Annotated in this window: 16 protein-coding genes and 1 pseudogene; 11 read left to right on the top strand and 6 right to left on the bottom strand. The window is 73.5% G+C overall.

Annotated elements, in window-relative coordinates:
• The first annotated feature begins 6 nt into the window (after positions 1 to 6).
• Positions 7 to 1,101, top strand: coding sequence for an LLM class flavin-dependent oxidoreductase (locus ACFY0X_RS09965; protein WP_387751434.1), 1,095 nt, complete (start codon positions 7 to 9; stop codon positions 1,099 to 1,101).
• Between the two features lie 64 nt (positions 1,102 to 1,165).
• On the opposite strand, the gene ACFY0X_RS09960 is transcribed toward ACFY0X_RS09965, so the two are convergent.
• Entirely contained in the window at positions 1,166 to 2,314 is a 1,149-nt protein-coding gene (locus ACFY0X_RS09960) for an FAD-dependent oxidoreductase (RefSeq protein WP_387751431.1), read from the bottom strand.
• A gap of 195 nt (positions 2,315 to 2,509) precedes the next feature.
• Here ACFY0X_RS09960 and ACFY0X_RS09955 point away from each other — a divergent pair, with 195 nt between their 5' ends.
• The gene (locus ACFY0X_RS09955; RefSeq protein ID WP_387751428.1) at positions 2,510 to 3,433 is read left to right on the top strand and encodes a hypothetical protein; all 924 of its coding nucleotides are present in this window, start codon (positions 2,510 to 2,512) and stop codon (positions 3,431 to 3,433) included.
• A 40-nt stretch (positions 3,434 to 3,473) separates the two neighbouring features.
• Here the strand turns inward: ACFY0X_RS09955 and ACFY0X_RS09950 are convergent, their stop codons facing one another.
• Positions 3,474 to 3,989 (bottom strand): hypothetical protein, encoded by a 516-nt coding sequence (locus tag ACFY0X_RS09950; protein ID WP_387751426.1) that lies wholly within the window; start codon positions 3,987 to 3,989, stop codon positions 3,474 to 3,476.
• A 135-nt stretch (positions 3,990 to 4,124) separates the two neighbouring features.
• Positions 4,125 to 5,015 (bottom strand): LysR family transcriptional regulator, encoded by an 891-nt coding sequence (locus ACFY0X_RS09945; protein WP_387751423.1) that lies wholly within the window; start codon positions 5,013 to 5,015, stop codon positions 4,125 to 4,127.
• 212 nt (positions 5,016 to 5,227) lie between these two features.
• Between ACFY0X_RS09945 and ACFY0X_RS09940 the strand changes: the two genes are divergently transcribed.
• The 4 genes from ACFY0X_RS09940 to ACFY0X_RS09925 all read left to right on the top strand — a co-directional run bounded on the left by ACFY0X_RS09940 (position 5,228) and on the right by ACFY0X_RS09925 (position 10,446).
• Positions 5,228 to 5,626 carry a nuclear transport factor 2 family protein gene (locus tag ACFY0X_RS09940; RefSeq protein WP_387751420.1) on the top strand — a complete coding sequence of 133 codons (399 nt, stop codon included), beginning with the start codon at positions 5,228 to 5,230 and terminating at the stop codon, positions 5,624 to 5,626.
• Positions 5,627 to 5,729: 103 nt separating this feature from the next.
• Positions 5,730 to 8,570 carry an AAA family ATPase gene (locus ACFY0X_RS09935; protein ID WP_387751417.1) on the top strand — a complete coding sequence of 947 codons (2,841 nt, stop codon included), beginning with the start codon at positions 5,730 to 5,732 and terminating at the stop codon, positions 8,568 to 8,570.
• Between the two features lie 186 nt (positions 8,571 to 8,756).
• Positions 8,757 to 9,629 carry an NAD-dependent epimerase/dehydratase family protein gene (locus ACFY0X_RS09930; RefSeq protein WP_387751414.1) on the top strand — a complete coding sequence of 291 codons (873 nt, stop codon included), beginning with the start codon at positions 8,757 to 8,759 and terminating at the stop codon, positions 9,627 to 9,629.
• Positions 9,622 to 10,446, top strand: a complete 825-nt coding sequence (locus ACFY0X_RS09925) for an MBL fold metallo-hydrolase (RefSeq protein WP_387751411.1) — start codon at positions 9,622 to 9,624, stop codon at positions 10,444 to 10,446. Before ACFY0X_RS09930 ends, ACFY0X_RS09925 begins: the two co-directional genes overlap by 8 nt.
• 516 nt (positions 10,447 to 10,962) lie before the next feature.
• On the opposite strand, the gene ACFY0X_RS09920 is transcribed toward ACFY0X_RS09925, so the two are convergent.
• The 3 genes and pseudogenes from ACFY0X_RS09920 to ACFY0X_RS09910 all read right to left on the bottom strand — a co-directional run.
• Entirely contained in the window at positions 10,963 to 11,256 is a 294-nt protein-coding gene (locus ACFY0X_RS09920; RefSeq protein ID WP_387751408.1) for a putative quinol monooxygenase, read from the bottom strand.
• Positions 11,257 to 11,293: 37 nt separating this feature from the next.
• Positions 11,294 to 12,259, bottom strand: coding sequence for a carbohydrate kinase (locus tag ACFY0X_RS09915; protein ID WP_387751405.1), 966 nt, complete (start codon positions 12,257 to 12,259; stop codon positions 11,294 to 11,296).
• Between the two features lie 273 nt (positions 12,260 to 12,532).
• Positions 12,533 to 12,886 (bottom strand): annotated as a pseudogene (locus ACFY0X_RS09910) (transposase); the annotation flags it as partial.
• 191 nt (positions 12,887 to 13,077) lie between these two features.
• On the opposite strand from ACFY0X_RS09910, the gene ACFY0X_RS09905 reads away from it, so the two are divergent.
• The 5 genes from ACFY0X_RS09905 to ACFY0X_RS09885 all read left to right on the top strand — a co-directional run bounded on the left by ACFY0X_RS09905 (position 13,078) and on the right by ACFY0X_RS09885 (position 19,847).
• Positions 13,078 to 14,103 (top strand): sugar ABC transporter substrate-binding protein, encoded by a 1,026-nt coding sequence (locus ACFY0X_RS09905; protein WP_387751402.1) that lies wholly within the window; start codon positions 13,078 to 13,080, stop codon positions 14,101 to 14,103.
• Between the two features lie 125 nt (positions 14,104 to 14,228).
• Positions 14,229 to 15,224: an ABC transporter permease gene (locus tag ACFY0X_RS09900; RefSeq protein ID WP_387751400.1), complete on the top strand. Its 996-nt coding sequence runs from the start codon at positions 14,229 to 14,231 to the stop codon at positions 15,222 to 15,224.
• Positions 15,224 to 16,057 carry an ATP-binding cassette domain-containing protein gene (locus ACFY0X_RS09895; RefSeq protein ID WP_387751397.1) on the top strand — a complete coding sequence of 278 codons (834 nt, stop codon included), beginning with the start codon at positions 15,224 to 15,226 and terminating at the stop codon, positions 16,055 to 16,057. Before ACFY0X_RS09900 ends, ACFY0X_RS09895 begins: the two co-directional genes overlap by 1 nt.
• 61 nt (positions 16,058 to 16,118) lie before the next feature.
• Entirely contained in the window at positions 16,119 to 17,141 is a 1,023-nt protein-coding gene (locus ACFY0X_RS09890; RefSeq protein ID WP_387751394.1) for a LacI family DNA-binding transcriptional regulator, read from the top strand.
• Positions 17,142 to 17,303: 162 nt separating this feature from the next.
• Positions 17,304 to 19,847, top strand: a complete 2,544-nt coding sequence (locus tag ACFY0X_RS09885; protein WP_387751391.1) for a GH32 C-terminal domain-containing protein — start codon at positions 17,304 to 17,306, stop codon at positions 19,845 to 19,847.
• Positions 19,848 to 19,980: the final 133 nt, after the last annotated feature.

The following is a 19,980-nucleotide window of genomic DNA, read 5'->3' as shown; positions in this document are numbered from 1 at the left end:
GAGCCCGTGCCCCTGGAGATCCGCGGCGGGGTCCGCGCCGCCCCCGTCCCCGGCGACACCCCGCAGGAGCGCCAGGCCCTGCGCTGGGCCCCCGACGGCCGCGACCGCACCGCCGACCCCGCGTACGTCGCCCGCACCGCGCGCGAGAACGAGGAGGACGGGCTGGACAGCGCCCTCGTGGTGCAGTCCAGTTCGTGGCCCGACCCCTGGCTGGTGGCCTCCTGGGCGCTGGCCGCCACCACCCGGCTGCGCGTCGCCGTCGCCCACCGGATCGGCACCACCGCACCCACCGTCGCCGCCCGCTCCCTGGCGACCCTGGACCGCCTCTCCGGCGGGCGGGCGGCGGCGCACGTCATCATCGGCTCCAGCGACCTCGACACCGCCCGCGACGGCGACCGCCTCGACAAGGCGGAGCGCTACCGCCGGGCGGAGGAGTACCTCGACCTGTTCACCCGCTACCTGCGCGCCGACCAGGACATCGACCACGAGGGCGAGTTCTACACCGTGACCGCCGCCCGCCCCGGCCTGCACCCGAGACCGGGCGGCGAGCTGCTCTCCTTCGGCGGCTCGTCCCCGCAGGGCCTCGACCTCGCCGCCCGCTACGCCGAGGTCTACGCCGTCAGCCCGCTGCCGCTGCCCGACACCCGCCGCCGGATCGCCCAGGCCCGCGCCGCGGCCGCCGCCCACGGCCGGTCCCTGCGGATCTGGCGGCACCTCACCGTCGTCCTCGCCGACACCGACGAGCAGGCCCGCGACCGCGTCCGCCGGCTGCGCCGCGACGCCCTGCGCCTCACCTCCGGAGCCGGCGCCGGCCGCTGGCGGGAGGCCGTCCAGCTCGACCGCGACCGCGAACGCGGCCGCTCCGACCCCGCGCACGGCGACGAGCAGGTCGCCGCGTACGTCCGCCGCTCCCTCACCGCCGCCTACACCGGCTCCCCCGCCACCGTCGCCACCCGCATCGGACTGCTCCGCTCCGCGGGCGTGGACATCGTCCAACTCGACCTCCCCGTCGAGACCGACCACGACCGCGACCTGCGCCGCACCCTCGTCCGCCGGCTCCGCACCGGCCACGGCACCCCGGCCGAACGCCGCCTCTGGTGACCCCGGCGAGCCCGGCGGCCCCGCGCGTCCCGGTCCCCGGGCCGTCCGGTCATTCAGGTGGCGGTCAGCGTGCCGGGGTGAAGTCCGGCAGGCGCCGCACGCTGTCGGCGACGGCGGCGAAGCCGTACTCCAGCATCCGCCGCTCGTACCGCCCGACGGCGTCCGGGAGTTCGGCCCGCCCGCGCTGGACGGCGGTGAGCGTACGGGCCAGCAGGGCGGCGTCGCGCAGGGCCGAGTTGGCCCCCTGGCCACCGCTCGGCGGCATGGTGTGGATCGCGTCCCCGAGCAGGGTGACCCGCCGGCTGCCGGCCCAGTGCGGCACCGGTTCGGCGTAACGGGCGCTCAGCGGAGCGCTGTTGACGACGTCGGCCCGGTGGACGAGGTCGACGAGGTCCGGGTGCCAGCCGTCGAGCAGGTCGAGCAGGTCCGCCCTGACCGCCTCCCAGTTCCGCGGCCCGGCGGGGAGCGGCTCGGCCGGCATCACCACCCAGCGCAGGTAGCTCCCGGTGTCGGGCAGCCGGACGTCGGGGGCCAGCTCGGCGGCCGCCAACCGGGGCGGGCGGCGGAACTCCATCCGGCCGAGCAGCATGCTCACCCGGGTGCCGCGGGCACCGGTGCCCTGGACGACGGTGCCGAAGCCGGGGACGAGGGCGGCGAACCGCTCGGTGAGCGGGGTGCGCCCGAGGACGGCGCTGCCGGGGAGGGTCACCACCCGGGCCCCGGGCAGCAGTTGGCGGCGCACCGCCGAGCCCACGCCGTCCGCGCCGACGAGCAGGTCGCCGACCGCGCCGCCGCCGTCGCCGAGGTGCGCCTCGACCGTGCCGTCCGCCCGCTCGGTGTAGCCGGTCACGGGCCTGCCGAACTCGACCCGGTCGCCGAGCCCGGCCAGCAGCAGTTGACGCAGCACGTGGCGGTCGACGGCCGTGCCCTCGTCCGCGACACCGAGCCGGCGGACCTCCCGCAGCCGCTGGTCCACCACCAGCCGCTCGCCCGCCATCGGACCGGAGACGGCCGCCAGCAGGGCGTGCAGCCGCTCCGGCAGGCAGGCGTGCAGAGCGGCCAGGCCGTGGGCGTTCAGCGCGATCCGGAAGCCCTGGTAGCGGCTGTCCGGGCCGTCCTCCCGCTCGTGGACCCGGACGTCCACGCCCGCCCGCAGCAGCCCGTGCGCGAGGCAGAGCCCGCCGAGTCCGGCTCCGGCCACCAGTACCTTCATGTCCGCTCCCCTGTCCGTCCCGCCGTGCGGGCTCTCCGTGGGTCGAGCCTGTCGCACGGGGCCGGCCCGGTGTCAGTGAGTTCTGTGGCCGGAAGGTCATGACGGATGTCATGGGGACGGCCTGACCAGGCGCGGAGCGCGGGCCCGTAGCATGGCCACCTTCGACGGACAGCGGTACGACGAGGGGAACGGGACGTGCGCGGGGGCGAGTTGGTGGGCGGTCTGGGGCGGCTGGTCGGAGCGGCGGCCGGGGCGGCCGCGGGGGCGGCGGCCGGGTTGGGCAAGGCCGGGCGGCAGGCCGTCCAGCGGGGCGGACGGGGAGCGGCGGCGGGCGGCCGGTGGGCGCACACGGCGCTCACCTCCGTCGCCCCGCCGCTGGTGCCCGCCACGGCGCCGTGGAAGCTGTCGGTGGGTACCCTGATCGGCCGCCACCCCCTGACCCCGGCCGTGGTGCACAAGCTGCTCGGGCTCCTGGACGGCCTCGGCGCCGTCCACCTGGGGCCGTCCCAGGTCGGCTTCGACGGCGAGGAGGTGGACTGGGAGAAGGTCGTCGAGATCCGCACCAGCAACGCCTTCGAGGTGCTGACCACCACCGCGCTGGAGCAGGAGGTGGACCGGATCCGCGAGTTCCTCCCGCCGGTGCCCGGCCGCAAGTGGGTCGTCACCCGGGCCGGCGAGGCACTGACCACCGTCGTCCTCGCCGCCCTCGAACGCGCCTCGGACGACCAGCGCCTGGACGAACTGACCGTCCCGGCCCGCATCGTCCACCGCGGCCTGCTCGGCCGGGAGAAGACCCTGGACGCGGGCGCGTTCGCCGCCGCGGCGCTCGTCGTGGCCGACCGGGCCGGCGAGAGCCTGATCGCCACCGCCCGCAGCCGGGGCATCCCGGTGCTGCCCGTCGACGAACCCGCCGAGCCGACCGGCACCTCCCGGGTCGCCCTCCTACGGGAACGCACCGACTCCGTCGCCCGGCTGCTGAGCCGCATCGAGCAGAGCGACCCGCAGACCCCGCAGACCCCGCAGGCCGCCGGAGCGGCCCCGCAACCGCCTCTGTCGCTCGACAAGGGCCCGCACGACACCGGCGCGGGTGACGACGGCCGGCCGCCACAGGCCGGTTGAGCCCCCATCGGCCCGTCCCGGACCGACCCTCGGGAACCACCTAGGCGCCGGAGCGGCTCGACCACCAGACCGAGCCGAAGAGGAGTGCGCCGGGGAGGATGCCCGCGACGGTGGAGACGGCGGGGGCGGGGGCGCCGAGGAAGGCGAGGGCCATGCCGAGTGCACCGCAGGCCGCCATCGAGCCGCCGAGGACGCGGAGCGGGGGCCGGCTCCACGCGGTCGCGAGGCCGAAGAAGTGGACGCCGACGACGAAGGCGATCCAGCCGGCGGTGGCGGCGGGCGTGTGGAGGACCTTGTTGATGACGGCGAGGCCGACGGCTATGCCGACGACCTCGGCTGCGGCGACGAACCAGTAGGACCGGCCGAAGCGCAGCGGGGAGGCGGTAGTGGTCTCGGGGACGGGCCGGCGGTTGAAGACCCCGAGGAGTAGGAGCGCGACGACGGCGAGGACCCGGAGGGGGATGCCGACGGCGTTCGGAAGGGCACCGGCATTGGCCTGGACGAAGAATAGCCCGAAGCTCGACCCGATGAGCCTGGTGGCTCGTACTCTGTTCATGATCGCGAAGATAGCGCGACGGTCGTCCTCACCCGAACGCACCCTCCACCCGCCTGCCGGGCCGGTTGGTCCGCGTGCCGGGAGGTGAGCGCGGGGCGGCCCGTTCCGGTGGCGGCGGTCGCCGCGCGGGCTTCGTCAGAAGTGCAGGACGCCGATGTCGCGGACGGTCTGGGCGAGGGCCCGGACGAGGTCGTTCTCTCCGTCCCTGCGCCACACCAGGGCGTAGGGAATCGTCCCCATGTCGGGGACGGGGACGAAGCGGACGTGGGACATGGACCAGTAGCGGGTGACGTGGGAGGGAAAGGGGTGGACGATCTCGCCGGTGCTGACGAGGTGGATCAGTTCGTCGGCGTTGGTGACCTGTTCGACGCGTTCGATCGGCTTTCCCCGGGCCGTGTGGAACGACAGGTAGGCGTCCTCCCAGTAGTCGGGCATGTCGGGCGGCATGGCATGGGCGTAGTCGGCCAGGGCCTCGAACGGGACGGAGTGCCGTTCGGCGAGTTCGTGGCCCGCGGCGACGGCCAGGACGCGGGGGTCGCGGAAGAGGACGGGGCCGACGGTGAGGTCGGGCTCGTCGACCGGCAGCCAGGTGAGGAAGACGTCCATGTCGCCCTCGCGCAGCCTGGCGAACGGGTCGAGGTAGGGCGCCCGGCGCAGCTGCAGTTCCCACTGGGGATGACGGGAGCGGAAGGTCTCCCAGTAGGGGTACATGTCGGGCACGTTGAACGGCATCATGCCGACGCGCAGGCGTGCGGTCTTGCCGCGGGTCGCCATCCGGGCGCGTTCGAGGCTGTCGCGCAGGTTCGCGTAGACCGGCCGCAGGTCGCTGCGGAGCTGCTCGCCGAGCGGGGTCAGGCGGATCTGGCGGCGGTTGGAACGGTCGAACAACAAGCCGCCCAGCTGCCGCTCCTGGCGTCCGATCACCTGGCTGACGCGGGCCTGCGTGAGGTGCAGCCGGGCGGCCGCCCTGCCGAAGTGCAGTTCCTCGGCCAACGTCAGAAAGATCTCGATGTCGCGTATTTCCACCCGTGCCGACCCCCGTCATAAGCCTCGGTTATCGAATCCTACTGATCTTCGACGTTGATGGGCGCGGTGGGGGGCTGGAAGATCGACGACGGCCGGAGCCGCCGCGCGTGGCCCGTGGGCGCTGCGGCACCCGTACCGGCAGCCCGCGCACCAGGCGCGCACGCACCCGGGCCACGGCAGACCGATCGTTCCACTTCCGAGGAGTTGCGGCATTGACGTTCCGTACCACGGCCGAGGTGATCCACTGCTTCAACCGCGCCTTCATCGAGCATGATGCCTCCCTGCTCGCCGACCTGATCGCCGACGACTGCGTCATGGAGGCGAGGGAGCCGGCTCCTGACGGAGCCCGCTACGAGGGCCGCGCCGAGTGCCTGGAGTTCTGCCGGGCACTCGCCGACGACCGCACGATCCAGTTCGAGCCGGAGGCCGTCGTCGTCACCGGTGAACGGGCAACGGTCCGCTGGCGGTGCCACTTCCACGACGGACCCGTCGACTCGGTCCGCGGCGTGAGCCTCACGCTCGTACGGGACGGCCTGATCGTCGAGTCCCTCGGCTACAGCAAGACCACGGACGACGCGTCGCCCGCCCTCCGGGCGAACGACGGGAGTTAGAAGACGGGCCCTGGTACGCAGCAGCGGCCCGGCGGTGCGGACGCGCGACGGTTGAACCGATGACATCGTCAGCCACGCTGGCCGAAGGAGGGGACAGCACCAGATGACCGACGTGGTCCGGGCAGGCAGCGCCGATCGGAGGCCCGCCGGTCTCAGCGGCCGGCGGCACGAGCAGGAAGTGCTCGCCGGGCTGTTGAGTGCAGCCCGGGAGAGCCGGGGCGGGGCCGTGGTGCTCCTCGGTGAGTCGGGGTCGGGCAAGACGGCGCTGCTCGACCGGTGCGCCTGCGCGGCGGCGGCAGCCGGAGCCCGGCTGTTGCGGTGTACGGGTGTCCAGTCGGAGGCCTCGCTGCCGTACGCCGGTCTTCAGGTGCTCCTCCAGGGCACCCTGGGCCTGGCCAGGCGCCTGCCGGAGCGGCAGTTGACGGCGCTGCGCGGGGCGATCACACCGGACGACGTGCCCGCCGGGGACCGCTTCCTGGTCGGGGCCGCGACGCTGGGCCTGCTCGACGAACTCGCCGAGGAACGTCCGGTCGTGGTCCTGGTGGACGACGCGCACTGGCTGGACCTGGAGACCGTGGACGCCCTGCTGTTCGCCGCCCGCCGGCTCGGCAGGGGGCGGGTGGCCATGGTGGTCGCAGCGCACGACGATCCGGCGGCCTTCGACGGCGCGCCGGGGCTGCCGGTGCTGCACCTGGGGCCGTTGACCGACGAGGAGGGGGCGGCGCTGCTCGCGGACCGGGCGCCCGAGCTGCATGCCGCCGTGAGCAGCCGCATTCTCGGGCTCGCGCAGGGCAATCCGCTGGCCATGGTGGAACTCGTGGGGGCCCTGACGGCGGCCCAGCGGGACGGGAGCGAACCGCTGGACGCACGGGAGATCGCCGTGCTGCCGGCCTCGTGGCGGGTGCGGCGGATCTTCGACGAGCGGATTCGAGCACTGCCCGCGCCGACCCGTCTCCTGCTGACGATCGCCGCAGCCGACGACACCGGCGACGTGGCGCTGCTGGTGGCGGCAGGGCAACGGGTGGGCGCGGCCGCCGGGGACCTCGGGCCGGCGGAGGCGGCGGACCTGGTGAGAGTGTCCGGACGCCGACTGGTGTTCCGGCATCCGCTGGCGCGCGCCGCCGCGTACCAAGGTGCGGTGCTGGCCGAACGGACGGCCGCGCACCGGGCGCTCGCCGAAGCGGCCCCGGCCGCCGACGACATGGGCCGCCGGGCCTGGCACCTGGCCGCGGCGACCGTCGGCTACGACGACGAGGTCGCCGCCGAACTGGAGCGCAGCGCCGAGCTGTTCCGCTCGCGGGGCGGCCGGGCGGCGGTCGCCGCCGCCTATCGGCGGGCCGCACGGCTGACGGGGGACCAGGAGGCCCGGTCGCTGCGGCTGACCGCCGCGGCCGCCGCCGCGGCCGAGGCGGGACAGGTGGAACTCGCGGGGATGCTCGCCGACGAGGCGGGGCCGGTGAGCAGTCCACCGGCGGTCGCCCGGCTCGCCAGCGTCCGGGCAGCGCTCGAACACGAGCAGGGCCGTGCGGAGTCGGCGCGGCTGCTGCTCGTCGAGGCGGCTTCCGAGGTGACGGCGGACCGTCCCGCCATGGGGGCGTCGCTGCTGTTCGAGTCCACCGCGATGGCCTGGGAGGCGCCGGACCCGGTCGCGGCGGCCCGGGCCACCCGCGCGCGGGTGGCCGGTCTCGACTTCGGTGGGCATCCCGTGCACCGGGGCGCGGTCGGGGTGCTCGACATGCTGGCGGGTGATCTGGTGGACGGGGCGACGGCGGTACGGGAGTTCGCCCGGTACGTCGCGCGGACCCGGCACCAGCGCAGCCTGACCGAGCAGGTGCGGCTGCACGGCTGGGACATGCTGCTCGGCGAGTACCGCACGGTGCACGACGAGGCCGTGGCCCTGGAGCGGGAGTGCCGGGTGGAGGGTGCCGTCGGGGTACTGCCGCGGGTGCTGCTGCGGCTGGCGCGGCTGCGGCTGTTCCTGGGACGGCACCGGGACGCCCGCACGACGGCGGTCGAGGGTCTGGAGATCGCCTGCGACACCGGTCAGCGCCATCTCGCCACGATGCTCAGCGGCGTCCTGGCGGTGCTGGCCGCGCTCGACGGGACGGAGCCGGGCACCGCGGAGGGGCCGGCGGGAACCGACGGCCCGGGGGGCGGGGACCTGCTCGGCCGCGGCTCCGCCGGACGGCCGGGACAGGGCCTGTGCCCCGAGGTCGTACCGTCCCCGTTCTGGCTGACCAGGGCACACGGCCTGCTCGACCTCGGACTCGGACGCTACGACCGGGCGCTGCAGCATTTCGCCGCCCTGACGGGGGGCCCGCACCGGCACCTCATGGTTTCCGTGCACAGCCTGCCCGACCAGGTGGAGGCCGCCGTGCGCGCGGAGCGGCCCACCGAGGCCGGGCCGGCCGCCGAGGGTTTCGCGCGCTGGACCGGGGCCACCGGAACCGCGTGGGCGAGGGCGGTGGAACTGCGCTGCCGCGCCCTGCTCACCGCCGACGCCGCAGCCGCGGAGGAGTTCTACCAGCGGGCGCTCGCCGCCCACGACGGGGACGGCCGCCCGTTCGAGGAGGCGCGCACCCGGTTGCTGTACGGGGAATGGCTGCGCCGGGCGAAGCGTCGGGCTGACGCCCGGGAGGCGCTGACCGTGGCGTTGGAGTCGTTCGAGCGGATGTCGGCCGCCGCGTGGGCGAACCGGGCCCGCACGGAGTTGCGGGCCGCCGGTGTCGCCCCGGCCGCGTCAGCGGCGGGCACGGCTCCCGTGGACCGGTTGACCGCGCAGGAGCTGCGGGTGGTCCGGCTCGCGGCAACCGGCCTGAGCAACCGGGACATCGGCGCGCGCCTGTTCCTGAGCCCGCGCACGGTCGGCTACCACCTGTCCAACGCCTACCCGAAGCTCGGCGTGACATCGCGGGCCGCCCTGGGAGCGCTCGACCTGGGCTGACCTCCGCCCGGTCCCGCCACCCCGTCACCTCCTCGCCCGTCGGCCCGGTCGACCCGGTCGGCCAGGTCGACCGTCGGTCCCCTTGCGGGTGAACGCCGGTACGCGCCCCGGTCATTCGACGGATCCGCGGGTGCGAGCGCGGTTCCTACGGTTGTCGTGTTCGAAGAACGTCTGCTGGGAGGGTTCATGAAGGTTCTGGTACTCGGTGCCACCGGCTACATCGGCTCCGCGGTGGTGTCCCGTCTGACGCTGGACGGCCACGACGTGGTGCCCCTGGTCAAGGACGCGGCCGCACTGCATCCGGACGTGCCGGTACGGGTCGGCGACCTGACCGACCCGGCGTCACTGCGCGCGGCGGTGACGGACGACGTGGACGCGGTGGTGAACCTCGCCACCCCGACCGGCGACGAGTCGGTGGACACCGCCGCCCTCGAGGCGCTGCTCGCACCGCTGCGCGGCACGAACCGGGCGTTCGTCTACACCAGTGGCGTCTGGGTGCTCGGCGCCACCGGGGACACCCCCCTGACCGAGGACGCGCCGACCAACGCCATCGCCATCGTCGGCTACCGCCCGCGGATCGAGCAGCGCGTGCTGGCCGCCGCCGGGGACGACGTGCGCGCCGTCGTCCTGCGGCCCGGCATCGTGTACGGCCACGGCGGCGGTATCCCCGGCCTGATGACCGGCTGGGCACGCGAGCACGGCACCGGCCGGTACGTCGGCTCGGCCGCGACCCGCTGGCCCATGGTGCACGTGGACGACCTCGCCGAACTCTTCGGGCTGGCGGTGACCAAGGCCGACGCGGGCAGCGTGCTGCACGGCGTGGCGCACGAAGCGGTGCCGGTCGCCGCACTCGCCGCGGCCGCCGACATCGCCGCGGGCGGCACCGGCCGGGCCGAGCCCTGGCCGGTGGAGCAGGCCGCCGAGGCCGTGGGCGGCCCGTTCGCCGAGGCCCTCGGCCTGAACCAGGTGGTGTCGGGACGGCGCGCCGTCGAGGAACTGGGCTGGCTGCCGAGCCGCCCGTACGTCCTCGACGAACTCGTCGGAGGCGACCGTGGCTGACACCGCCGCCCCGACACGTCCGATCTGCCGCACCTGCGGCACCCAGTACGCCGCCGCGCGTCCGGACTGTCCGGTCTGTCTGGACGAACGCCAGTACGTGGGCCGGGACGGCCAGCAGTGGACGACACTGGCGGGCCTGCGGGAGGAAGGCCACACCGGCCGCTTCGAGGAGCAGGGGCCCGGTGTGCTCGGCGTGGGGGTCACCCCGGAGTTCGCCATCGGCCAGCGGGCCCTGCTGCTGCGCACCGCCGCCGGGAACGTGCTGTGGGACTGCGTGCCGTACCTCGACGACGCGATGGTGCGCGCCGTCGAGGAGCTCGGCGGCATCGACCACATCGCGATCAGCCACCCGCACTTCTACTCCGCGATGGTGGAGTGGGCACACGCCTTCGACGCACCGGTCCACCTGCACGACGCCGACCGGCAGTGGGTGGGCCGGCCGGACCCGGCCGTGCGGTTCTGGAGCGGGCGCACGCTCCAGCTCACCGACGAGGTGACCCTGATCAACCCGGGCGTGCACTTCCCGGGCAGCGCGGTGCTGCACTGGAGCGCCGGCGACGGGGCGCTGTTCACCGGCGACGTCGTCAACGTCTGCCCGGACAGCCGGTGGGTGACCCTCATGTACAGCTACGCCAACCACATCCCGGAGCGCCCGCAGGCGGTCCGCGCGGCAGCGGACCTGCTCGCCGGCTACCGTTTCGAGCGGATCTACGGCGCTTGGTGGGACCGGGCCGTCACCTGCCACGGCAACGAAGTCCTGAGCCGGTCCGTCGAGCGCTACCTCCGCTTCGAGGAGGGAACCGTTCCGGGCGACTGACACACCCCACCGCACAGCTGCCCCGTCACCGCGACGCAGGACCACGCGGGGAGTCCTGCGAACCGGCCGGCCTCCGGCGGGTGGTGGCGGGGCAGCGGGTCGGACGGTCCGCGCGACCCCGACCGACCCCGGCAGCCGCGGGAACACCCCCCCAGGTGCCTTCGTGCTCATCCGGTACGAGGCGCCCGTCGCCGAGTTCCTCGGCCGGCAGCGGGTTCCGGCCCTGGTCGGTGGCAGCGTCCAGCAGGGCCTTCGGGTCGTGATGACCCTGCGGCCACCGGCCACGTTCCGGCGGCCGCACCTTGGCAAAGGGCCGACGGTACACGCGTCTCGCCACCGCATGGTGGATGTCTCACCAGGATCACCTGACGCATCGAGAACTCGACGAGCACCTGTCCCACCCGTGGCCGCGACTACCGTCGCTGCGGCTGCCGTGACGAGAACCGACGACGGTTGGGCGCCTCCTGGAGCGATCGTGGACGCCTCGCTCCGGCCTGGTGGGCAGCTGGCCGCCGCTCAGTCGGCGGGGGTCAGGAAGGTGAGGACGGAGGCGTCCTCCTCGATCATCGGCACCAGCCGGGCGTTGAACGGCCCTCCGTGCGGGGCGGCGAGGTGCGCGGCGAAGGCGGCCTCGTCCCGGTACTCCTCGAAGATCCAGTAGGCGCGGGGGTCGGACGCCCTGTGGTAGACGTCGAAGGCGAGGTTGCCGGGTTCGGCCCGGACCAGCAGGGCGAAGTCCGCGACCAGGGCGGCGACCTGCTCCTCGCAGCCGGGCTTGGCGGTGAACTCGGCCAGCAGGGTCTTCTTCATCGCTGTCGCTTTCCGTACACAGGGGGCGGGGGCGTCGTCACCGGGAGGCGGTGGCGGGGACGGACTCCACCTGGTGCGCCCAGGGCGGGGTCGGGCCGGCGACCGAGCAGGTCAGCGCGGCGACGCGGGCCGCGTACCGGCAGGCGTCGGCCACCTCGTCGGCGGTCAGCTGCTCCAGCCGTCCGCCCAGGCGGTCGGCCAGGGAGAGCCGGTGGAGCAGGCCTGCGGTGAACGAGTCGCCGGCGCCGATGGTGTCCACGACCTCGGTCCGCGGGGCGGGGACGAGGACCCGGACGCCGTCGAGCGAGGCCAGCGCGCCGCGACCGCCGAGGGTGATCACGACCAGCCGGACCCCGGCGAGGTGCCAGGCGTCGCAGGCGCGCTCGGGCGTGACGCCGGGCATCAGCAGTTCCAGGTCGTCGGAGCTCAGGCGCAGGATGTCGGCGAGCACGCACCAGCGGGACAGCCGTTGCCGGTAGACGGCCGGATCGACCAGCAGGGGGCGGACGTTGGGGTCGATCGAGACGGTCGCGCCGCCGCGGGCGTGCTGCAGCATCTCCTCGATGCGCTCGTCGCCGGGGGCGCGGACCAGGGCGAGGGAGCCGGTGTGCAGGCAGGCCGCGTCCTCGGGGCGGGCGGCGGCGAGTTCGGCGTCGGTCCACTGCCAGTCGGCGGTGGCTTCGGCGTGGAAGGAGTACTGGGCCTGGCCGTGCGGGTCGAAGGTGGCGATGGCCAGGGTGCTGGGCTCGGGGGCGGCGACCGCGCCGGAGAGGTCGACGCCGGAGGCGGCGAGGTGGGCGCGGAAGAGCGCGCCGAAGGCGTCGGTGGAGATCCGGCCGAGGAAGCGGGCGGGGGTGCCGAGCCGGGCCAGCGCCACGGCGGTGTTGGCCGGTCCGCCGCCCGGCAGGACGCGCAGGGCGAGCTCTCCGGGGCGGGGCTGGAGGGCGTCGGCGAAGGCGTCTGCGACGCACTCACCGAGGACGGCGATCGGGCGCTGGGCCATCGTTGCGCCTTTCGGATGCTAGGAGGAACAGGGGCGAACCGGACGCCCTGGGGGCCGGAGACCGGCCGGGCGGGTCTTCGCCGGCGGCGCGGATGATTACGGCCGCGTTACCCAGTCGTTACGCGGAAGGGGCTTGTGGCCCGGCTTTCGCAGACTTCATCATCACTCCCAAGCCGATGTCAACGATGACATAAGTCAACGATGACATCCTCGATGCTGCTGACTCCCCGCCCTGTCCACCCGGCCGCACCCCCAGGAGTTGCAATGACTGAGTCAAGCCGACTGCGTGACCGGCTGGGCGGGGGTGAACTCTCGTCCGTCACGCAGGAGGGCCCACAGGACGTTGACCCGGCGTCGCGCCAGGGCGATCAGCGCCTGGACGTGGCCGCAGCCCTCGGCGCGCTTCTTGAGGAGGAAGTCCCGATTGGGGCCGTCCTTGATGATGCCGGTCTGGGCGGGAATGTAGAACACCCTTCGCGGGCGGCGGCTGTAGCGCTTGGGCCGGTGCAGGTTGCCGGTGCGGCACCCGGAGTCCCGCGGGACCGGTACCAGGCCGGCTGCGGAGGCCGGACGACCGGCGTCGGCGCAGGCCGCGAGGTCGCCGGCGGAGACGACGAACTCGGCGCCCGGGATCAGCACCCGTCGGCCCGGGGAACACCCCGCCGTCAGCTCCGTAGACAGCGACCGGAACGCAGATCTCCATCAGCAGCCAGGGCGCCCCGGAGAACCGGACGGCCACTCCTGGGGAGCCCCCAAGGGCAAGCCGCCATCAGCCACATCCGGCCCTCCCGGGCCGCCTGACAACTTACGGAGCCACCATGTCCCTCGCCCCTCGCCCCACCCTGACCAGAACCGCGGCCGTCGTGCTGGCCGGCGGCCTGGCGCTCACGCTGGCCGCGTGCGGCTCCGGCTCGAAGGGTTCCGCGGGAGCCGGTTCCTCCGGCGGTGCGGTCAAGGTCGGCCTGATCACCAAGACCGACACCAACCCGTTCTTCGTGAAGATGAAGGAGGGCGCGCAGAAGGCCGCCAAGGAGAACGACGTCACGCTGAGCACCGCGGCGGGCAAGTTCGACGGCGACAACGCGGGCCAGATCGCGGCGATCGAGAACATGGTCGCCTCCGGGGTCAAGGGCATCCTGATCACCCCGAGCGACTCGAAGGCGATCCTGCCCGCGATCAAGAAGGCCCGTGACAAGGGCGTCCTGGTGATCGCCCTCGACAGCCCCACCGACCCGGTGGACGGCACCGACGCGCTGTTCGCCACCGACAACGAGAAGGCGGGCAGGCTGATCGGCGAGTACGCCAAGGCCGCGATGGCGGGCAAGCCCGCCAGGATCGCCACCCTGGACCTCGCGCCGGGCGTCGCCGTCGGACAGTTGCGCCACAACGGGTTCCTGCAGGGCTTCGGCGTCAAGGAGGGCGACCCGTCGGTGGTCTGCTCCCAGGACACCGGCGGCGACCAGGCCAAGGGCCAGACCGCGATGGAGAACTGCCTCCAGAAGGCGCCCGACATCAACGTCGTCTACACCATCAACGAACCCGCCGCGCTGGGCGCCTACACCGCGCTGAAGGCCAAGGGCCGGGAGAAGGACGTCCTGATCGTCTCGGTCGACGGCGGCTGCACCGGGACCCGGGCCGTCAAGGACGGGAAGATCGCCGCGACCTCCCAGCAGTACCCGCTGGTGATGGCGGCGCAGGGCGTCAAGACCGTCGCCGAGTACGCCAAGTCCGGGGTCAAGCCCACCGGTTACACCGACACCGGCGTCAACCTGGTCACCGACAAGCCTCAGGCCGGCGTGGAGGCCAAGGAGACCGCCTACGGCCTGGAGAACTGCTGGGGCTGATCCGCGCCCCGCCGAACCAGCGGTCCGGGCCGGATCTCCTGCCCCGCCCCGGCCCGGACCGCTCCCATCCGTCGCGACGCCGTCCGCTCGGCGCTCCCGATCCGCTCCACCGGCAAGGACCTTCCATGACCACATCCACCGTCCCGTACGGAAACCTGACCGGGCCGTCGAGGCTGCGGCGACTGGCGACGGCCCCGATCGCGGGCCCGCTCGCCGCGCTCGTCCTGGCCTGCGCCTTCTTCTCCCTGATGACGGACCAGTTCTTGTCCGGCGGGAACTTCTCCCTGATCATCCAGCAGGTGATGGTGGTCGGTGCGCTGGCCGTGGGGCAGACGCTGATCATCCTCACCGCCGGAATCGACCTGTCCTGCGGCGCGGCGATGGCCTTCGGCTCGATCGTGATCGCGAGGATGGCCGCCGAGGGCACCGTCCCGCCGCTGGTGGCCATCGCGCTGGGCCTGGCGGTGTGCACAGGCTTCGGGCTGCTCAACGGCCTGCTGGTGAAGCTGATCCCGCTGCCGCCGTTCATCGTGACGCTCGGCATGCTGAACGTGGCCTTCGCGCTCACCCACATCTACTCCGACGAGCAGAGCGTCAGCAACCTGCCCCGCGAGCTGACCTTCCTCGGCGAGACGTTCCCGCTCGGCGGCACCGACGTCACCTACGGCTCCCTGCTCGCCCTGGCGCTGTTCGGCGCGTTCGCCTACCTGCTGAGCAGCACCTCCTGGGGCCGCCACGTCTACGCCCTCGGCAACAGCCCCGAGGCGGCCCGGCTCAACGGCATCCGCACCGGCCGCCTCACCATCGGCCTCTATGCGATCGCCGGACTGATCTACGGCGTCGCCGCGCTGCTGCTGACCTCCCGCACCGGGGTCGGCGACCCCCAGGCGGGACAGACCGACAACCTCGACAGCATCACCGCCGTCGTCCTCGGCGGCACCAGCCTGTTCGGCGGCCGCGGCAGCGTGCTGGGTTCGCTGATCGGCGCCCTCATCGTCGGCGTGTTCCGCAACGGCCTCCAACTGATGGGCGTCGCCTCCATCTACCAGACCCTGATCACCGGCGTCCTGGTCATCCTCGCCGTGACCGTCGACCAGATCTCCCGGAAGAGGATCCGCTGATGAGCACCACCACGGTCACCCCCGTGATCCAGGCCCGGGGCCTGGTCAAGCGCTACGGCCACGTCACCGCCATCGACGGCGCCGACTTCGACCTGCTGCCCGGCGAGGTGCTGGCCGTCATCGGCGACAACGGCGCCGGCAAGTCCAGCCTGATCAAGGCGCTCACCGGCGCCGTCACCCCCGACGAGGGCGAGATCCGCCTGAACGGCGAGGTGATCCGCTTCAACGGGCCGCAGGACGCCCGGGCCCACGGCATCGAGACCGTGTACCAGGACCTCGCGGTGGCGGCTTCGATGGACATCGCCTCCAACATGTTCCTCGGCCGCGAACTGCGCCGCCCCGGCCCGCTCGGCGGCATCCTGCGGATGCTGGACAAGAAGCGGATGCGCGAGGAGGCCGCAGCGCACATGGCCGACCTCAAGATCGGCCTGCGCTCGCTCACCCAGCCGGTGGAGACCCTCTCCGGGGGCCAGCGCCAGGCCGTGGCGGTGGCCCGCGCCGTCGCCTGGGCCCGCAGCGTCGTCGTGATGGACGAACCCACCGCAGCCCTGGGCGTCAAGGAGTCCGGCCAGGTCCTCGACCTGATCCGCCGGGTCCGCGACAAGGGCCTGCCGATCATCCTGATCAGCCACAACATGCCGCACGTCTTCGAGATCGCCGACCGCATCCACGTCCACCGGATGGGCCGGCGCGAGGCCCTGATCAAGCCGTCCGACTACTCCATGTCCGAGGTCGTGGCCATCATGACCGGTGCGCTCGACGTCGACCGGGACGGCGGCGGTACTGTCGTGGCGGACGCCGCCGCCGAGGCGGCCGGCATCCGCCCGAACTGACCAGACCGGGCCCCGCCCGCCGTGGCGGGGCCCGCACCCGACGAAGCCGGAACGGTGGTCCATGGCCTCGCCCCGTCGCACGACGCTCGCCGACGTCGCCCAGGAGGTCGGCGTGAGCGCCAAGACCGTCTCCCGGGTGCTCAACGGCGACGGGCCGACCTCCCGGGAGACCCGGGAGAAGGTCATGGCGGCGGTCGAGAAGCTCGGCTTCCAGCCCAACCTGATGGCCCGCAACATCCGCGTGGGCGGTCCGGACAGCACCGTCGGCCTGATCATCCCCGACATGGGCAACCCGTTCTTCGGCTCCGTCGCCGGCGGGATCGAGAGCGCGGTGCGCGAACGAGGACTCACCCTGCTGATGGGCTCCTGCGCCGACGACCCCGCCCTGGAACGGGCCCTGATCAGCACCTTCCTGGCCCGCCGGGTCAGCGCCCTGATGGTGGTGCCCACCGCGGGCGCCGACCACGCCCAGCTGCGCACCGCCCGGGCGAACGGCCTGCCGGTGGTCTTCCTCGACCGCCCCGGCACCGGCCTGACCGCCGACAGCGTGGTCAGCTCCAACCGGGACGGCGCGCGCGAGGGCACCGCCCACCTGATCGCCGCCGGGCACCGCCGGATCGCCTTCGTCGGCGACCGCCCCGCCACCCTCTACACCCGCCGCGAGCGCCTCGCCGGCTACCGCGAGGCCCTCGACGCCGCCCGCATCCCCTACGACCGCTCGCTCGTCCTCGACGGCCACACCGAGGCCGAGGCCGCCGACACCGTCCAGCGCGCGCTGCGCGACCCGCAGCCGCCGACCGCGATCCTCGCGGCCAACAACTTCGCCGCCATGGGCACCGTTCTGGGCACCACCCGGGCCGGCCGACGCGACGTCGCCCTCGTCTCCTTCGACGACCTGCCGTTCGCCGAGGTCCTGGAACCCGCGATCACCACCGTCGCCCAGGACCCGACCGCCATCGGCACCGCCGCGGCCGAGATCGCCCTGGCCCGCCTCGACGGCGACCGCACCCGGGCCCGTACGGTCACCGTCCCCACCCGCCTCATCCCCCGCGGCTCCGGCGAACTCCCGCCCCCGGCACAGTAGTTCCGCGCCACCGCACACCGCGAACGACCCGCTCACCCTCGGCGCCCGTCGTCGCGCCGCCCTGCCCCGGCCCAGCCATGCCCTGGGAGCGCCGTGCCCCGGCGAACCAGTGAGCGCCTCCCCCCATTCACCCCCCGCCCAAGCTCGGCGAAGGAGCTCGCCATGCCCGCCTCCCGACCCACCCGTCGCACCTCGCCGGCCATCCTGGCCACCGCCGTCTGCCTCGCCCTGACCGCCGGCTCCCCCGCCGTGGCCGACACCGCCCGATTCCAGGAGCCGTACCGCCCCCAGGTGCACTACACCCCCGCGCAGAACTGGATGAACGACCCCAACGGGCTCGTGTACGACCAGGGCGAGTACCACCTCTTCTACCAGTACAACCCGAACGGCAACTCCTGGGGCGACATGTCCTGGGGCCACGCCGTCAGCACTGACCTCGTCCACTGGAAGGAGCTGCCGCCGGCCATCCCCCGCAGCGACGACGAGATGGTCTTCTCCGGCAGCGTCGTCGTCGACACCGACAACACCTCCGGCCTCGGCACCCGCGCGAACCCCGCCATGGTCGCGGTGTACACCAGCGCCTACACCGACGGGAGGCAGGCCCAGTCGCTGGCCCACAGCACCGACCGCGGCCGCACCTGGACCAAGTACGCCGGCAACCCGGTGCTCGACATCGGCTCCCACGCCTTCCGCGACCCGAAGGTGCAGTGGTACGCGCCGACCCGCAGCTGGCTGATGACCGTCTCCCTGGCCGACGAGCACAAGGTGCAGTTCTACACCTCCAAAGATCTCAAGTCCTGGGCTCTCCTCAGCGAGTTCGGCCCGGCCGGGGCCACCGGCGGTGCCTGGGAATGCCCGGACTTCTTCCCCCTCGCCGTCGACGGTGACCCCCAACACGTCAAGTGGGTCATGGTCGTCAACCTCAACCCCGGCGGCATCGCCGGCGGCTCCGGCGCCCAGTACTTCGTCGGCGACTTCGACGGCACCACCTTCACGCCCGACGACGACGGCTCCTACACCCCGCCCAGCGGCACCGTCGTGCAAGGCTTCGAAGAGGGCGGCTACGGGACCTGGACCACGGGCGGAACGGCCTTCGGCACCGGACCGGCCACCGGCTCCCTGCCCGGACAGTCCGCGATCACCGGCTTCGAAGGCGGCGGCTACGCCAACAGCTTCCACGACGGCGACGGCGCCACCGGCACCCTCACCTCCCCCGCGTTCACCGCCACCAGCGACTACCTCAACTTCAAGGTGGGCGGCGGCAACCACCCCCACAACCCGAACGCCGTCACCGACCCGCAGCCCACCCCCACCGGCACCGTCCTCGCCGACTTCGAGGGCGACACCTACGGCGACTGGACCACCACCGGCACCGCCTTCGGCACCGGACCGGCCCAGGGCACCCTCCCGGGCCAGATGGACGTCTCGGGCTACACCGGCCACGGGCTGGCCAACAGCTTCCTCCAGGGCGATACCACCACCGGCACCCTCACCTCGCCGACGTTCACCATCGACAAGAAGTACCTCGACTTCCTGATCGGCGGCGGCGCCCACCCCGCCGGCTCCGACTCCCCCACCACCATCGAACTCGTCGTCGACGGCAAGACCGTCCGCAGCGCCACCGGCAGCAACGACGAGCACCTCGACTGGGTCTCCTGGGACCTGTCCGACCTCCAGGGCAAGACCGCCCGGATCAGGATCGTCGACCAGAACACCGGCGGCTGGGGCCACATCAACGTCGACCGGATCGTCCTGTCCGACACCCGGGCCAAGCCCCGGTCGAGCGAAACCGCCGTCAACCTGGTCGTCGACGGCCGGGTCGTGCAGAGCGCCACCGGCTCCGACAGCGAAACCCTGGACTGGGCCTCCTTCGACCTACGCCCCCACAAGGGCAAGCAGGCCCGGATCCAGATCGCCGACCTGAACACCGGCGGCTGGGGCCACATCATGGCCGACCAGTTCACCGCCGCCGACCAGCCCGCCCTCTCCACCCTCCAGCGCGCCCACTGGGTCGACTTCGGCAAGGACTTCTACGCCGCCGTCACCTACAACGACGCACCCCGCGGCGAGCGCACCATGATCGGTTGGATGAGCAACTGGCAGTACGCCGGCAACACCCCCACCACCCCCTGGCGCAGCGCGCAGAGCCTGCCCCGCACCCTGCAACTGCGCACCGTCGACGGGCGCCTCCGGCTCACCCAGCAGCCGGTGCGGTCCCTGAACACGCTGCGCCGGGGACCGGCCGTCGCGCTGAACCACGCCACAGTCCCGGCCGGCACCACCGCGCTGCCCTCCCGCAGCACCGGCAAGGCCCTCGACGTCGACGCCGTCTTCTCCCCCGCCGACGCGAAGACGTTCGGCCTCAAGGTGCGCACCGGACCCGGCCAGGAGACCGTCATCGGCTACGACACCGCCAACCAGCGGCTCTACGTCGACCGCACCAGGTCCGGCGCGGTCGACTTCGACCCCGACTTCCCCGGCATCCAGACCGCCCCGCTCAAGCCGCAGGAGGACGGCAGGATCCACATCCGGGTGGTCGCCGACTGGTCCTCGGTCGAGGTGTTCGGCGGCCAGGGCGAAGCCGTCATCACCGACCAGGTCTTCCCCGACCCCGGCAGCCAGGGCGTCCAGCTGTTCGCCGAGGGCGGCTCGGCCCGCCTCGACACCCTCACGCTCTGGCACCTCGGTTCCTACCGGAACAAGTAAGGGCTCACCGAGAAGCTCAGCGGCCTGCCCGCCGTCCTGCGCCTCGAATCCCACCTGACCATGAAGAAGACGCCGACGACTGTTCCAGCCCCGGGGCCGGGCGGTGGTCGGCCACCAGCGCGGGCCAGGCCTG

This window comes from Kitasatospora sp. NPDC001547, from assembly GCF_042894165.1.
GTDB lineage: Bacteria > Actinomycetota > Actinomycetes > Streptomycetales > Streptomycetaceae > Kitasatospora.
Note: the sequence above shows the minus strand (reverse complement) of the source record. Positions and strands in the feature narration are given on the sequence as shown.

Excerpts from the sequence above, each read along its gene's own strand:
- ACFY0X_RS09960 (WP_387751431.1), bottom strand. The coding sequence starts at position 2,314 with ATGAAGGTACTGGTGGCCGGAGCCGGACTCGGCGGGCTCTGCCTCGCG.
- ACFY0X_RS09950 (WP_387751426.1), bottom strand. The coding sequence starts at position 3,989 with ATGAACAGAGTACGAGCCACCAGGCTCATCGGGTCGAGCTTCGGGCTA.
- ACFY0X_RS09935 (WP_387751417.1), top strand. The coding sequence starts at position 5,730 with ATGACCGACGTGGTCCGGGCAGGCAGCGCCGATCGGAGGCCCGCCGGT.
- ACFY0X_RS09930 (WP_387751414.1), top strand. The coding sequence starts at position 8,757 with ATGAAGGTTCTGGTACTCGGTGCCACCGGCTACATCGGCTCCGCGGTG.
- ACFY0X_RS09920 (WP_387751408.1), bottom strand. The coding sequence starts at position 11,256 with ATGAAGAAGACCCTGCTGGCCGAGTTCACCGCCAAGCCCGGCTGCGAG.
- ACFY0X_RS09915 (WP_387751405.1), bottom strand. The coding sequence starts at position 12,259 with ATGGCCCAGCGCCCGATCGCCGTCCTCGGTGAGTGCGTCGCAGACGCC.
- ACFY0X_RS09905 (WP_387751402.1), top strand. The coding sequence starts at position 13,078 with ATGTCCCTCGCCCCTCGCCCCACCCTGACCAGAACCGCGGCCGTCGTG.
- ACFY0X_RS09900 (WP_387751400.1), top strand. The coding sequence starts at position 14,229 with ATGACCACATCCACCGTCCCGTACGGAAACCTGACCGGGCCGTCGAGG.
- ACFY0X_RS09895 (WP_387751397.1), top strand. The coding sequence starts at position 15,224 with ATGAGCACCACCACGGTCACCCCCGTGATCCAGGCCCGGGGCCTGGTC.
- ACFY0X_RS09890 (WP_387751394.1), top strand. The coding sequence starts at position 16,119 with ATGGCCTCGCCCCGTCGCACGACGCTCGCCGACGTCGCCCAGGAGGTC.
- ACFY0X_RS09885 (WP_387751391.1), top strand. The coding sequence starts at position 17,304 with ATGCCCGCCTCCCGACCCACCCGTCGCACCTCGCCGGCCATCCTGGCC.